The 13,767-nt window shown below is 67.9% G+C and carries 15 protein-coding genes; 13 read left to right on the top strand and 2 right to left on the bottom strand.

Features of this window, described 5'->3' with window-relative positions:
• The 7 genes from QWJ37_RS15260 to tatA are packed head-to-tail and all read left to right on the top strand — an operon-like array spanning nucleotide 1 to nucleotide 6,835.
• The gene (locus tag QWJ37_RS15260; protein ID WP_290245838.1) at nucleotides 1–2,154 is read left to right on the top strand and encodes a dipeptide/oligopeptide/nickel ABC transporter permease/ATP-binding protein; all 2,154 of its coding nucleotides are present in this window, start codon (nucleotides 1–3) and stop codon (nucleotides 2,152–2,154) included.
• Complete coding sequence (locus QWJ37_RS15255) at nucleotides 2,151–2,969, top strand: ATP-binding cassette domain-containing protein (RefSeq protein WP_290245837.1); 819 nt, start codon at nucleotides 2,151–2,153, stop codon at nucleotides 2,967–2,969. The genes QWJ37_RS15260 and QWJ37_RS15255 overlap by 4 nt, the downstream gene beginning before the upstream one ends.
• Nucleotides 2,970–3,021: 52 nt before the next feature.
• Entirely contained in the window at nucleotides 3,022–3,954 is a 933-nt protein-coding gene (locus QWJ37_RS15250; RefSeq protein WP_227904855.1) for a dihydrodipicolinate synthase family protein, read from the top strand.
• A 5-nt stretch (nucleotides 3,955–3,959) separates the two neighbouring features.
• Nucleotides 3,960–4,916: an ROK family protein gene (locus QWJ37_RS15245; protein WP_227904853.1), complete on the top strand. Its 957-nt coding sequence runs from the start codon at nucleotides 3,960–3,962 to the stop codon at nucleotides 4,914–4,916.
• Nucleotides 4,909–5,583: an N-acetylmannosamine-6-phosphate 2-epimerase gene (locus QWJ37_RS15240; protein WP_290245836.1), complete on the top strand. Its 675-nt coding sequence runs from the start codon at nucleotides 4,909–4,911 to the stop codon at nucleotides 5,581–5,583. The genes QWJ37_RS15245 and QWJ37_RS15240 overlap by 8 nt, the downstream gene beginning before the upstream one ends.
• On the top strand, nucleotides 5,583–6,557 hold the full coding sequence (locus tag QWJ37_RS15235; protein ID WP_290245835.1) for an alpha/beta hydrolase: 975 nt from the start codon (nucleotides 5,583–5,585) through the stop codon (nucleotides 6,555–6,557). The genes QWJ37_RS15240 and QWJ37_RS15235 overlap by 1 nt, the downstream gene beginning before the upstream one ends.
• The gene (gene tatA, locus QWJ37_RS15230; protein ID WP_227904846.1) at nucleotides 6,554–6,835 is read left to right on the top strand and encodes a Sec-independent protein translocase subunit TatA; all 282 of its coding nucleotides are present in this window, start codon (nucleotides 6,554–6,556) and stop codon (nucleotides 6,833–6,835) included. Before QWJ37_RS15235 ends, tatA begins: the two co-directional genes overlap by 4 nt.
• Nucleotides 6,836–6,876: 41 nt before the next feature.
• Here the strand turns inward: tatA and QWJ37_RS15225 are convergent, their stop codons facing one another.
• Both QWJ37_RS15225 and QWJ37_RS15220 read right to left on the bottom strand, forming a co-directional pair.
• The gene (locus QWJ37_RS15225; RefSeq protein ID WP_227904843.1) at nucleotides 6,877–7,539 is read right to left on the bottom strand and encodes a response regulator transcription factor; all 663 of its coding nucleotides are present in this window, start codon (nucleotides 7,537–7,539) and stop codon (nucleotides 6,877–6,879) included.
• Nucleotides 7,536–8,672, bottom strand: coding sequence for a histidine kinase (locus tag QWJ37_RS15220; RefSeq protein WP_290245833.1), 1,137 nt, complete (start codon nucleotides 8,670–8,672; stop codon nucleotides 7,536–7,538). Before QWJ37_RS15220 ends, QWJ37_RS15225 begins: the two co-directional genes overlap by 4 nt.
• A gap of 168 nt (nucleotides 8,673–8,840) precedes the next feature.
• On the opposite strand from QWJ37_RS15220, the gene QWJ37_RS15215 reads away from it, so the two are divergent.
• The 6 genes from QWJ37_RS15215 to QWJ37_RS15190 all read left to right on the top strand — a co-directional run bounded on the left by QWJ37_RS15215 (nucleotide 8,841) and on the right by QWJ37_RS15190 (nucleotide 13,649).
• On the top strand, nucleotides 8,841–9,842 hold the full coding sequence (locus QWJ37_RS15215; protein WP_290245832.1) for a type II CAAX endopeptidase family protein: 1,002 nt from the start codon (nucleotides 8,841–8,843) through the stop codon (nucleotides 9,840–9,842).
• A gap of 338 nt (nucleotides 9,843–10,180) precedes the next feature.
• Nucleotides 10,181–10,375: a hypothetical protein gene (locus QWJ37_RS15210; protein ID WP_227929323.1), complete on the top strand. Its 195-nt coding sequence runs from the start codon at nucleotides 10,181–10,183 to the stop codon at nucleotides 10,373–10,375.
• A 158-nt stretch (nucleotides 10,376–10,533) separates the two neighbouring features.
• Nucleotides 10,534–10,683, top strand: a complete 150-nt coding sequence (locus QWJ37_RS15205; RefSeq protein ID WP_227904837.1) for a hypothetical protein — start codon at nucleotides 10,534–10,536, stop codon at nucleotides 10,681–10,683.
• Nucleotides 10,680–11,840 (top strand): N(5)-(carboxyethyl)ornithine synthase, encoded by a 1,161-nt coding sequence (locus QWJ37_RS15200; protein ID WP_290245831.1) that lies wholly within the window; start codon nucleotides 10,680–10,682, stop codon nucleotides 11,838–11,840. Before QWJ37_RS15205 ends, QWJ37_RS15200 begins: the two co-directional genes overlap by 4 nt.
• 80 nt (nucleotides 11,841–11,920) lie before the next feature.
• Nucleotides 11,921–12,502, top strand: a complete 582-nt coding sequence (locus QWJ37_RS15195; protein WP_290245830.1) for a YdeI/OmpD-associated family protein — start codon at nucleotides 11,921–11,923, stop codon at nucleotides 12,500–12,502.
• Nucleotides 12,503–12,593: 91 nt separating this feature from the next.
• On the top strand, nucleotides 12,594–13,649 hold the full coding sequence (locus QWJ37_RS15190) for a DNA polymerase IV (RefSeq protein WP_290245939.1): 1,056 nt from the start codon (nucleotides 12,594–12,596) through the stop codon (nucleotides 13,647–13,649).
• Nucleotides 13,650–13,767: the final 118 nt, after the last annotated feature.

Here is a 13,767-nt window from a genome sequence, read left to right as displayed (position 1 = left end):
ATGCGCAACGGACTAACCGAACGGCTCAGCAACACCGGGGCCCGCTTCACTGCGCTGAGCATCAGCTCCAAGCTGGCCCTCGGCTTCCTGGCCTTTATTGTGCTCGTGGCAATCTTCGGGCCCTTCCTGGCCCCCTTCGGCGAAAACGAATCCACCGCTCCCGTCCTCTCCCCCGCCGGCGACCATATCTTCGGCACGGACGGCTCCAGCTATGATGTCTTCTCCCGCATGCTCTACGGGGCCCGGGTGTCCATCTCGATTGGCCTGGGCGCCGTCGCCCTGGCCCTGGTGCTCGGCTCCATCCTGGGCGCCGTCGCCGCTACGTCCCGCAAGGCCGTGAGCGAAACCGTGATGCGGATCCTGGACATCATGATGGCCTTCCCCGGCATCGCCCTGGCCGCCGCCCTGCTGTTTGCACTGCGTGAGCATTCGCTGAACCTTTTCGGATCCACGGTTCCGGTGCTGATCCTGGCCATCGCCATTGTCTACACCCCGCAGCTGGCCCGCGTGGTCCGCGCCAACGTGCTCGCCCAGTACGGAGAGGACTATGTCCGAGCCGAACGCGTCATCGGCGCAGGGCGCACCTACATTCTCCTGAAGCACATTGCCCGCAACTGCGCCGCCCCCGTGCTGGTGTTCGCCACCGTGATGGTGGCCGATGCAATCATCCTGGAAGCCTCGCTGTCCTTCCTGGGCGCCGGCGTCCAGCAGCCCGCCGCGTCCTGGGGCAACGTGATGGCGGACGGCCGCAACGTGGTCTTCTCCGGGGCCTGGTGGCCCACCACCTTCGGCGGCATCACCATCCTGCTGACCGTCCTGGCACTGAACATCCTGGCCGAAGGCCTCACCGATGCGATGGTCAACCCGGGCACCCGCCGAAAGACGAAGCGGGCCGCCGACGCCGTGGCTACCGCCTCCCAGCCCTCCGTGCTGGATCCCGCGGGCACCTCGCTGACCGAGTCCCCGCTCACCGCATCCGCCGACGCCGGAACGGACGCCGACGGTGCCGCCGCCGGTTCCCTGCGTTCCGACGCCGGTGCCCGCGTTGCCAGGGCCGGCTCACTGGAGGCGCTCGCCGCGGAACTGGAACTGCTGGCCGCCGCAGAGTCGGCCCGTTCCGACCGGCTGCCTCCGGTCAGTACCGACGCCCCGGTGATCCTGGAGGTTCGGGACCTCTCCATCCGGTTCCCGGAACGCTACGGCGAAACCGCCATTGTGGACCGGGTCAGCTTCACCGTCCGCGAGGGCGAGACCATGGGCCTGGTGGGTGAATCCGGCTGCGGCAAGTCCATCACTTCCCTGGCGATCATGGGCCTGCTTCCTGCCACCGCCCGGCTGAGCGGCTCCATTAGGTACCGCGGCAAGGAACTGCTCACCAACAACCCCAAGGACCGCGACAAGCTGTACAAGGGCCTGCGCGGGGAGCAGATCGCCATGGTGTACCAGGACGCACTCAGCTCGCTGAACCCGTCCATGCTGATCAAGGACCAGATGCTGCAGCTGACCCGGCGCGGCGGGCGGAAGAGCCCGCGCGAGCTGCTGGAGATGGTGAAGCTGGACCCGGACCGTACGCTCAAGAGCTACCCGCACGAGCTTTCCGGCGGACAGCGCCAGCGCGTGCTGATTGCCATGGCGCTGTCCCGCTCACCCAAGATCGTGGTGGCGGATGAGCCCACCACTGCCCTGGACGTGACGGTGCAGAAGCAGGTGGTGGACCTGCTCAACGAACTGCGCGAGCAGCTCGGCTTCGCCATGGTCTTCGTCAGCCACGACCTGGCCCTGGTCGCTTCCCTGGCCCACCGGGTCACCGTGATGTACGCGGGCCAGGTGGTGGAATCCGCCGACGTTCCCGAACTGCTCGGCAATCCGCAGCATGAGTACACCCGCGGGCTGCTGGGTGCGGTGCTCTCCATTGAGGCCGGCGCGGACCGCCTGCACCAGATCCAGGGCACCGTCCCCTCCCCCAAGGACTTCGCCCCCGGCGACCGGTTCGCCGAGCGCTCCCTGCGTCCCGATGCGGACCCGAACCAGGTGCTGGAGTTTGTCCGCGTCGGCAACCAGGACCACTTTTGGGCCAGCCACGAAACCGGCGCAGCAGCGCCTACCCCGGCCGCCCTGGTGGATTCCGGCACTACAGCAAGGCAGGACTCATGAGCAGCACCGTGCAGCACACAGACACCCGCCCCGTCCTCGAGCTAAAGGATGTGAAGGTCTACCACCGGGCACGTTCCGGCTCCCTGTTCCGCCCGAACATCGTCAAGGCAGTGGACGGCGTGGACTTCACCGTCCGCCGCGGCGAAACCGTGGGCATTGTGGGCGAATCCGGCTGCGGCAAGTCCACGCTGGCCTCCGTGCTGGTGGGGCTGCAGGAGCCGACGTCAGGCTCTGTCCTGTTCCACGGCCAAAAGGTCAGCACCCGGGCCTCCTCCTCAAAGAAGACCTTCGGCCGCGACGTCGGTGTGGTGTTCCAGGACCCTGCCACCGCACTGAACCCGCGAATGACCATCCACGACATCCTTACCGACCCGCTGCAGGTCCACGGCATCGGCAACCAGCAGAGCCGGGACGCCAAGGTCAGGGAACTGCTGGCCCTGGTCGGCCTGCCGCAGTCCGCCGCCGAGGTCACCCCGCACCAGGTCTCCGGCGGCCAGCGCCAGCGCGTCGCCATTGCCCGGGCGCTGTGCCTGGACCCGTCAGTGATCGTGGCCGACGAGCCGACCTCGGCGTTGGACGTTTCGGTGCGGGCGCAGGTCTTGAACCTGCTCTCGGACCTGAAGAAGGACCTGAACCTGGGCATGGTTTTCATCTCTCATGACATCCAGACCGTCCGCTACGTCTCGGACCGGATCTGCGTGATGTACTTCGGCCGGATTGTCGAAGAAGGCCCGGCCCGGCAGGTCTTCGACTCGCCCGCCAACGACTACACCAAGTCCCTGCTCGGCGCCGCACCCAGCCTGCTGCATGCCTGACCCTCAAACTGCACCCCTACATTCCGCACCAACACCAAGCACTGGAGAAGTTTTGTCACACGCACCAACGTCCCGCTTCCACGGCGTCATCCCGCCGGTCGTCACGCCCCGCACCGCGGACGGCGCCATTGACACCGCCTCGCTGGAGAAGCTGACCAAGTACCTGCTTGACGGCGGCGTCAGCGGCCTGTTTGTGCTGGGCTCCTCCGGCGAGGTCCCGTACCTGACCAACAGCGAGCGTGACACGGTTATGCGCACCATCGCCGGCGTCAATGCCGGAGCGGTGCCCCTCATTGCCGGGGCCAGCGAGCAGACCACCCCGCGCGTCATTGAGGAAGGCCGGCGGCTGATCGGGCTCGGCGCGGACGCCATCGTAGCCACCTCGCAGTTCTACGCCATCTCCGACATGGCCGAGACCGAAACCCACTTCCGCGCCCTGCACGCCGCCTTCGACGTGCCGCTGTTCGCCTACGACGTCCCGGTCCGCACCCACTTCAAACTGCCGCTGCCCATGCTGGTGGCCCTGGCCCGGGACAGCGTCCTGGCCGGTGTGAAGGACTCCTCCGGCGACGATGTGTCCTTCCGTCAGCTGCTGCTGGCCACCCGGGAAATCCCGGACTTCGCGGTCTTCACCGGCCATGAGGTAGTGGTGGACGGCGCCCTGCTGGGCGGCGCCCACGGCGTGGTTCCAGGCCTGGGCAACGTGGACCCGGCAGGTTACGCGGCGCTGTACGCCGCCGCGCAGGCAGGCGACTACGCCGAAGCGGCCCGGATCCAGGACCGCCTCGCGAACCTCTTCAACATTGTCTACGCACCCACCCCCGGCCGCGTCTCCCCCGGCGCCGCCGGACTGGGCGCCTTCAAGACCGCCCTCATGCTGCTGGGGGTCATCGACACCAATGTCATGTCCGCGCCCATGGCCGCACTGAACGAGGCCGAAACCGCCGCCATCCGCGCGGTCCTCGAACACAACGGGCTGCTCTGATTTCCATGCGCCACGTCATCGGGATCGATTTGGGCGGCACCAAGACCGCGGGCGGGATTGTCGACGCCGGCGGGAACGTGGTGTTCTCCTTCGCCGTGCCCACCCCGTCACAGTCCGGGGCCGACGAGGTGCTGGAAACGGCCGCCCGGCTCACCCGCTCCCTGCTTGAGGAGGCCGGCCTCCGAGGCCTGGCCGTGGAGGGACTGGGTATCGGGGCGGCCGGGGTCATCGATTCCGTTCGCGGCGTGGTGACCTCAGCCACGGACGCGATCCTCGGCTGGGCGGGCACGGAACTGACCGCCGAGCTTACTGCCCGGACCGGGCTGCCCGCGGCGGCACTCAACGATGTCCACGCCCATGCGCTCGGTGAAAGCTGGCTGGGAGCGGGCGCGGGCGTGCCCAGCGTCCTGTTCATCGGGATGGGCACCGGGGTGGGCGGCAGCTACGTTCTGGACGGCCGGCCCATCGAAGGGGCCAGCTTCACCGCCGGGCACGTGGGCCACTTAGCTTCCCCGTTCGCCTATGAGGCCGCCGAACCGCTTCCCTGCAGCTGCGGTGCCGCCGGGCATGTGGAAGCCATCGCCTCCGGCCCCGGCATTTTTGCGCTGTACACCCGGCTCGGCGGTACCACCGCACTGGACACCCGGGAGGTCTACCGGCTGGCGGCCGACGGCGATCCGGTGGCCGCCGAAGCCCTGCGCCGCGGGGCCGAGGCCGCCGGGTCCGCCGTTGGCGGGCTGGCCAACGTCCTGGACCCCGCCGTCGTTGTGGTGGGCGGCGGGCTGGCGTTCGCCGGGCCGCTCTGGTGGGACGCCATGGAACGTACCGCCCGTGGCGAACTGCTGCGTCCGCTCATCGACCTGCCCATCGTCCCGGCCCGGCTGGGCGAAACCGCGGCCATCCGCGGCGCCGCCCGCCGGGCGTTGTCCCTCATCCCCGTTTCCGAAGGCTCCCATGCTTGATCTTGCTCCCCTCCGCTCGTCCCTGATCGTCTCCTGCCAGGCCTACCCGGGCGAGCCGATGCGCGATCCGCGCACCACCGCCCAGGTGGCGCAGTCCGCCGTGATCGGCGGAGCCGCGGCCGTCCGGGTGCAGGGCATCGGCGACATTCTGGCCGTGCGTTCGGCCGTGGAGGTACCGGTGATCGGGCTCTGGAAAGACGGACACGACGGCGTCTTCATCACCCCTACGCTGCACCACGCGCTGGCCTGCGCGAACGCCGGGGCACACATCGTGGCCCTGGACGGTACACGCCGTCCCCGGCCGGACGGCCTGTCGCTCGCCGAAACCATCGACGGCGTGCACCGGCAGTCACCGGCGCTGGTGATGGCCGACTGCGGTTCGGCCGCCGACGCCGTGGCTGCCGCCGAGGCCGGCGCGGACATCATCGGCACCACACTGGCCGGTTACACCGGGGAGCGGTCAAAGACTGACGGACCCGATCTGGAGCTGCTGCACGAGCTGGCCGCAGTGGACCTGGGCGGACGGCCGGTGATCGCCGAAGGCCGGATCCACAGCCCCGCCCAGGGACGGGCCGCACTGGACGCAGGCGCGTTCGCCGTCGTCGTCGGGACCGCCATCACCCATCCGGCCACCATCACCGGCTGGTTCGCGGACGCGCTGGCCTGATGGCGTCCTTCCTGGCGAGGGTGGACCCGGAACTCCGGCCCGGGCTGGAGTATTCCTTCTCCTTCCCGCCACCGACGTCCCTGGCGGAGCTGCTCGCGTTCCGGCAGAATGCGGAGGCTCCCGCCGGTGCCCCGGCCATGCCGGGGATCACTGTTAGCGACCATGCCGCGGACGGACTGGCCCTGCGGGTGTTCACACCCCCGGGCCCGGGACCGCATCCGGCCATTTACTGGATCCACGGCGGCGGCATGATTGCCGGGAACATCGCACTGGATACCCCGTACTGCGCCGCCCTGTGCGCCCGGACCGCGGCCACAGTGGTAGCCGTGGAATACCGGCTGGCACCCGAGCATCCCTTTCCGGCACCGCTGAATGACGTGGTTGCCGGCTTGAACTGGCTGTTTGCCTCGGCGAAGGCTCTGTCCGTGGATCCGGCCCGGGTGGCCGTGGCCGGATCCAGCGCCGGCGGCGGCCTGGCTGCTGCCGTGGCCCTGCACCACCGCGACGCCGGCGGACCGCCGCTTGCCTTCGTTTACCTGATGTACCCGATGCTCGATCCCTCGCACACCTCCGCGTCTGCCCGGGAGTTCGAGGCCATTCCCACTTGGAACCGGGCCCACAGCGAGTTCGCCTGGACCTGCTATCTGGGCGGCGCAACCGCCGATTCCCCGTATGCTGCGCCCGCACGCGCCCGGGACCTCTCCGGCCTGCCGCCCACCCTGATCCAGGCCGGCGAGTTGGATCTGTTCCGTGATGAGGACATGTCCTATGCTTCGCGGCTGCTGCAGGCCGGAGTGCCGGCCGAGCTGCATGTGTATCCCGGCGCCTATCACGGCTTTGAGCTGAACTGTCCGGATTCCGCCGTCGGGAGCCAGTGCCTGCAGGACCGTGACCGGGCTTTGGTCCGGGCTCTGCATGGCGTGCCCTCCCCCGAATTATCCATCCCCACCCCTATGGAAGGTTCACTGTTATGAGGCTTGAAGGCTGGCAAATAGTTGTTGTTGTCGTGTTGGCGATTGTGCTGTTCGGCGCGCCGAAGCTGCCCGGCCTCGCGCGGAGCGTCGGTCAGTCCCTGCGGATCTTCAAATCGGAGGTGAAGCAGCTGAAGGAAGAGAACAAAACTGACGAGCCGGTGCTGGACCCGGTGACCGGCGCGGTGGTGGACGCCCCTGCGCCGGTGCGTCCGGCGGCGGGTAACGTGCCCCCAGCTGCAGCCGCCCCCGCAGATCAGTCCGCGGCGCGCCCCCTTTAGGGTCCCCTTCAGAGAGAAGCACAGCGGCAACGGTTCCGAAGCTACCCGGCCGGTGCGTCGGCCTGGAGGACGGTCACGGCCAACTGGACACGGTTGGTGACGTCGAGTTTGGTGAAGGCACTGGCAATATGGGTTTTCACCGTAGCTACGCTGACGAAGAGTTCGGCGCCTATTTCGGTGTTGGTCAGGCCGCGGGCAACGGCACGGGCCACGGCACGCTCCCGTTCACTGAGCTCCAGCAGCGGATTGGGCTGTACCGCGGGCGCCGGCCGGACCGTGGCTGCGGCCGCGACAATACGTTTAAGGATTCCCGGGGAGAAGCGCAGCTTGTCCTCCGCCGCGGCGCGGACCGCTGAGACTATGTCGGCCGGCGCGGTGTCCTTCAGCAGGAAACCGCTGGCCCCGGCCCGCAGCGCGGACAGAATGAAATCATCCGTCTCGAATGAGGTCAGGACAATCACCTTGGGCGGGACGGGCAGCACGGTCATGCGTTCAGTAGCCCCGATGCCGCTCAGGCGAGGCATGCGGATGTCCATCAGTACGACGTCGGGCTCCAGCTCGGCGGCGAGCCGGACGGCGGTTTCGCCGTCGCCCGCTTCACCGACAATGGAAAGGTCCGGCGCCCCGTCGAGGATGAGCCGCAGCCCCGCCCGGATCAGGGGCTCATCATCCACCACCATTACCCGCACTTTGTCCGCCTTCACCACGGCACCTCCACTTTGGTCATGTAAACGCCCTGGCGGGCCCCCGATTCAAAGGACCCGCCGGACAGCCGGGCCCGTTCGGCCAGCCCGATCAGGCCCAGCCCATCCGGCGAGCGGCGCGGAGAGCCGGAAATCGGATTGCTCACTTTCACGGTAATCCCCTGTCCGGGGGCACCGGTCAGGGACACCGTCACCGGATGGCCTGGGGCGTGTTTCTGGGCGTTGGTAATGCCTTCCTGCGCCACACGGTACAGGTGGCGGGAGGTGGCGTCCGCGGGAGCATCCTCCCCGGTGGCCAGCAGGGCCGGCTCAATACTCAGGGTGATCTCGGTGCCGGCCGCACGCGCGGAATCCACCAATGCCGGAATGGACGCGATGTTCGGCTGGGGCGCAGCCTCCGCCTCGTCCTCCCGCAGGACCGTCAGCACGGTGCGCAGTTCCGTTGCTGCCTTATGGGCCGTCTCCCGCAGCATCCCGGCCGTGGAACGGATGGTCTCGGCGTCCAGATCCGTCCGGTATTCCAAGGCTCCGGCATGCATGCTGATCAGGCTGAGCCGGTGGGCCAGGGTGTCGTGCATTTCCCGGGCGATCCGGGTGCGTTCGGCCAGCCGCGCCTGGTCCGCGCGGGCGTCCTGTTCCCGGCGTGCACTATCCGCTTCGTGGTGAAGGGAGACGATCAACTGCTGCCGCGCGCCGCGGTTCAGGCCGACAAGCACCAGGACCACCAGCGGGACCACTGCGGCCACGAGCACCCACCAGATCTCGCCGTCGATCGGATCACCGGGGTTGACGGCTGTGCCGGCGGCCATCCCCGCGGTAAAGACTGCCGCGGTCGCGGCCACGTACCTGGGACGCCGCAGCGCGGCAATGCGGATAATGCACAGACAGGCCGCCGGGAAAGCCAGGCTGGAGAGCCCGCTCACGGCGATGATGGCCAGCCCGGCACCCACCGGTGCCCGGCGCAGGGCAAGGGGCAGCAGCCCAAGCGCAGCAAGGCCCAGGAGGAAGTCCAGGAACATCAGGGCGGCGAACCTGCCCGTGACCTCTTCGCCTTCGGGCGGCATCATGGCGCCTTGGACCACCAGGAAAAGCAGCAGCCCGGCCACCCCGGTCCCGGCAGTAATACCGGCCACTCTCCAGGCGCTGTGGCGTTGTCTCAGAGGCGGCATTCCACCGATCCTAGTGAGCTGTGTGCCGGGCCCGCAATTGGCCGAAAGCATGAGGTTATCTCCTCCATCCGGCAGGCGGTTAGGACCCGATGGCCGAAGCGGGAGCCGGCATGCTGCGGTCAGGCTGGTTTCATGACATTCACCGACCCGCACCGGGACCCGCCGGTCCCTGACCTGCCCCGGCTCCCAGCGGAGCCCTACCCGTATCACCGGGCGGCCCTCGCCCGCCCCGGCAACAGGTGGTGGCACCCGCTAACCACCCTTCTGGTTGCCGTAGCTGTGTTCGCAGTCCTGATGCTGCCGACAGTGGTTGCGCTGGTGGTGGCGGGCATCTTCGTGCCTTCCATTGGCACCGCCGTGGACCGGGCGGTCTCCGTGGACGCGGACCTCACCGATCCCGCCCAGTTGCTCTTTATGCTTGCCACAATCTGCCTTCTGTGGCCGGCGGCAGCACTGGGCGTCCGCTGGGGAGGCAGGCGTCCGGCCGGCACACTCTCATCCGTCACCGGCCGGCTGCGCTGGCGCGTCTTTCCCCGCCTGCTCGGGTTGGCCGCAGTGCTGTTTGTGGTGTGGAACGGCCTGAGCCTGCTGCTGCCGGAGGCTTGGGTGCAGGCCGGTGAGGGCCGCGGGGACGGAAGCTCCGGCAACGTGTGGCTTTTGCTGCTGGTGGTCCTGGCCGTTGTGCCGCTGCAGGCCACCGCAGAGGAATACGCCTTTCGCGGCCTGCTGATGCAGGGCATAGGTTCCTGGCTGCGGCATCCGGCCTTTGCAATCCTGCTGCCGGTTCCGTTGTTTGTCCTCGGCCACGGGTACGGGCTGGTGGGGCAGATTGATGTTGCCGCCTTCGCTGTTGCCACGGGCTGGCTGGCCTGGCGCACCGGCGGCCTCGAAGCGGCCATCGCCCTGCATGTCATCAACAATGTCGGTGTTTTTGCCCTGGGATCGGTGGGGCTGTCAGACCCCAACGCCACCGATATGCCGCTGGCGGCCCTCCCGTTTTCGCTCGCCTTCCTGCTGGCCTATTCACTGATTGCGGCCCGCGCATTTCCAGCGCCGGCGCTGACGGCAAAGCCACACGAACGAAATGGTCATCCGCCAACGTCCGGAACCACAGCGGCCTCTTCCAGGGTTTGAGCGGCGGTCCGCCATCGCCTAGGCTCCCGCAGATAGGTTGCCTAACAGTTGTTCAGGGGGAAATCGCTTTGCGTATGGAAAACAGTTCAACCAGGACCACCGTTTTAATGCTGTCCGCTTTAGTCCTCTCGGCGGCGGCTGTCTCCGGCTGCAGCGTCAGCCCGGAGGCGGCGGATCCCGCACCGTCCCGGACACCTTCCGCGACGGCTGCAAAGTCAGCGACACCCGCCCCGGTCACCCGGCAGCCCTCACCGCCTGCGGGCGAAGTGTCAGTCCCGGAGGCGACCGCGGAACCGCCTGCCGTGTCCGCACCGGCCCTCCCGGGAACCCGGGCCCCGTTGACCGCCGACACCGCACAGCAGATCGTCGCCGATTCCCTGCAGAACAGCCCGGACCTGGTGTACGACGTGTTTGAGAAGCCGGACGGATCCTTCGAGGTGAAGGTCCGGTCCAAATCGCTCGCGGAGCAGGGCGGGTCCGGCACCGTGGGCCTGTACAAGGTCTCACCCACCGGGGCCTTATCGCTGAAGTAGATCGCGGCGGCTTCTGCCTCATGCACGGCGGTCATAACCGGTATACCCAGGGTCGGGGCAGGCCCGGGTACTCCGCAAAAACATGCGTAACCCGGAGACGAACCGGACCTGTATGGTTCAGAGTCAGGAACCCCTCCGGTTCCGCTACAGGAGCGAACATGTCAGACAAGTCCCCGCGCCAAGCAGCATCCAAGAAGTCCGGCAAATCCATCAAGGAAAAACGCGCCGAGAAGAAGGCCGCAGCAGCTCCGTCCGGTTCCATGGACAAGGCCACCGGCTCAAAGCCAGCAAGCAACCAAAAGAAGTGACCGGCCCCGAGCACCATCTCACTCTCGGTGTCCTGGCCAGCACCCGCAAGCCCGCCGAACGCCGGCTGCCCCTCCACCCGCTGCATCTGGAACGCATCGCGCCGGAGGTGCGGCAGCAGCTGATCCTCGAAACGGGGTACGGCGAGAGTTTCGGCGTGTCCGACGCCGTGCTGAAACCGCTGGTGGGCGCAATCCTCCCCCGGGCCCAGGTAGTGGCGGAGGCCGACGTCGTCCTGCTGGCCAAGCCGCAGCCGGAGGACCTTGCCGAGCTGCGGGACGGGCAGACCCTCTGGGGCTGGCCGCACTGCGTGCAGGACCGGGCCATCACCCAGCTCGCGATCGACAAGAAACTCACGCTGATTGCCTTCGAGGCCATGAACCACTGGGCCGGCGACGGCGGCTTCGGCCTGCACGTGTTCCACAAGAACAATGAGCTGGCCGGTTACAGCTCCGTGCTGCATTCCCTCGCCCTGACCGGCGTCACGGGCGATTACGGCCGCCGGCTCAGCGCCGTCGTTATCGGTTTCGGTGCCACCGCCCGCGGGGCCGTGACCGCACTGAACGCGCACGGCATCCACGAGGTCCAGGTACTGACCAACCGCGGCGTCGCGGCAGTGGGCTCCCCTATCCACTCGGTGCGGATAGCCCAGTTCGACCACAATGACTCTGCGCCGTTCCTCAGCGAAGTTATCACCGAACGCGGCCGGGTGCCGCTCGCCCCGTTCCTGGCCCAGAGCGACATTGTGGTGAACTGCACGCTCCAGGATCCCAATGCCCCGCTGACCTATCTGCGCACCGAGGACCTGGCTGCCTTCCGGCCCGGGAGCCTGATTGTGGATGTGTCCTGCGACGAGGGCATGGGCTTCGAGTGGGCGAAAACCACTACCTTCGCGGACCCCATGTTCGAGGTGGGTGAGCACATCAACTACTACGCCGTGGACCACAGTCCGTCCTACCTGTGGAACTCCGCCAGTTGGGAAATCAGCGAGGCCCTGCTGCCGTTCCTGGAAACCGTCATCGGCGGACCCGCGGCCTGGGCGGAAAACGACACCATCCGGCAGGCGATCGAGATCAGCGACGGCGTCATCCGGAACAAGGACGTGCTGCAGTTCCAGCGCCGTCAGGCCGTTTACCCGCACGCAGCGCTGGCGGTGTAAACGGTGCGGGCCGGCGGTTTGCCCCGGTCCGCTCCGGATAGCGGACCGTAGTTGTCCTGGTTATGCGCCAGACTCGAAGCATGCCCGCAATCCCATCTCCTGCCGTTCCAGAACTGACGGTGGCTGACGCCGCCGCCTGGCGGGAGTGGCTGGAGGAAAACGAATCCTGCAGCAACGGCGTCCGCCTGGTCCTGGCAAAGAAGGGCATTCATTCGCCCACGTCGCTGAGCTACGCCCAGGCCTTGGAGGAGGCCCTGTGCAGCGGCTGGATTGACGGGCGGAGGAACAGCGGAGACCAGGGGACCTACCGGCAGCACTTCACGCCCCGCCGGGCGCGGTCGCTGTGGTCGAAGCGGAACATCGAACTGACCGCAGGCCTTATTACTGCCGGCAGGATGCGGGAACGCGGTTACGCCGAAATCTCGCGTGCCAAGGCGGACGGCCGCTGGGACAGCGCCTATCCCGGAGCTGCCGAGCTCGACGTCCCCACGGATCTGCAGACCGCGCTCGACGCCGATCCCGCCGCAGCCGCCGCGTTTGCCGCGCTCAACCGCTCTGCCCGGTATCCGGTCCTGCTGCAGGTGGTCACCGCCCCCAATGATGCCGTGCGTGCCGCGCGCATCCTCCGGCAGGTAGCGCGCCTGGCCGCAGGCAACGGCTGAGGACTGCACTGTTCGCGGCTCTGTCGGGAAATTTTTGCTGGTCCCGCAGCGGTGCCTGCGGCACACTGGTCGCGTGGACGCTATCCCCTGGGTGCTGCATGTTGACCTCGACCAGTTCATTGCCGCCGTCGAGGTGCTGAGGCGCCCGGAACTTGCCGGCAAGCCGGTGATCGTCGGCGGCCGCGGTGACCCCACGGAACGGGCGGTGGTCTCCACAGCTTCCTATGAAGCCCGGGCCTTCGGCGTTGGCTCCGGGATGCCGCTGCGGATTGCGGCCCGGAAGGTGCCCGACGCCGTGATCCTTCCGGTCGACGCCGACGCCTACCTCGCCGCCTCGGAGACGGTGATGGCCACGCTGCGCGCCCGGCCCGGCGCCGTCGTACAGGTCCTGGGCTGGGACGAAGCCTTCGTTGGCACGTCCACGGACGATCCCGAGGCCTACGCCCGCCAGTTGCAGTCCGCAGTCCTGGAGCAGACGCAGCTGCACTGCAGCGTGGGCATTGGCGACACCCTGGTACGGGCAAAAAACGCCACCGATCTGGGCAAGCCCGCCGGGGTTTTCCGCCTCACCAAGGAGAACTGGCTGGAGGTCATGGGAGCCCGGCCCACCAAGGAGCTGTGGGGCGTTGGCAACAAAATCTCCGCCCGGCTCGCGAAGCTGGGCATCACCACCGTTGCGGAGCTGGCCGCCGCTGATCCGCGGTCGCTGGTGCCCGAGTTCGGGCCGAAGATGGGCCCCTGGTATGCGCAGCTGGGCCGCGGCGACGGCTCCGGTACCGTTGACGACACCCCGTGGGTGGCCCGCGGACACAGCCGGGAAACCACCTTCCAGCAGGACCTCGCCGAGGCGGAGCAGGTGGAGGACGCAGTACGGGAACTGGCCGCGAACGTCCTGAAAGACGTGGAAGCCGAAGGGCGGCCGGTGATCGGGCTGACCCTGAAGGTCCGCTACGCACCGTTCACCACCAAGACCCACGCCAGGAAGATCCCGGAAACCCGCGACCCGGGCGAAGTCCTGGACCGGGCGCTGGAGCTCGCCCGGGCCATCGAGCCCGGCCGCCCGATCCGGCTGCTTGGCCTGCGGGCGGAAATGGCCATGCCGGAGAATGCCAGGAAGGGCCATACCCCCACGCGCGGCGGCTGGTGAGGCCGCTGCAACGGGTGTGCAACTGGTTACTAAACGCACCATCATGTTGAACGGGTACCCTAACGGTATTAGTCTTCTATGACCCGAGAACGGGTGAATGTCAAGGGTGCCCGGAGAA

This window comes from Arthrobacter sp. YD2 (assembly GCF_030410475.1).
Lineage (GTDB): Bacteria > Actinomycetota > Actinomycetes > Actinomycetales > Micrococcaceae > Arthrobacter_B > Arthrobacter_B zhangbolii.
This window is presented reverse-complemented; position numbering and strand designations above follow the sequence as displayed.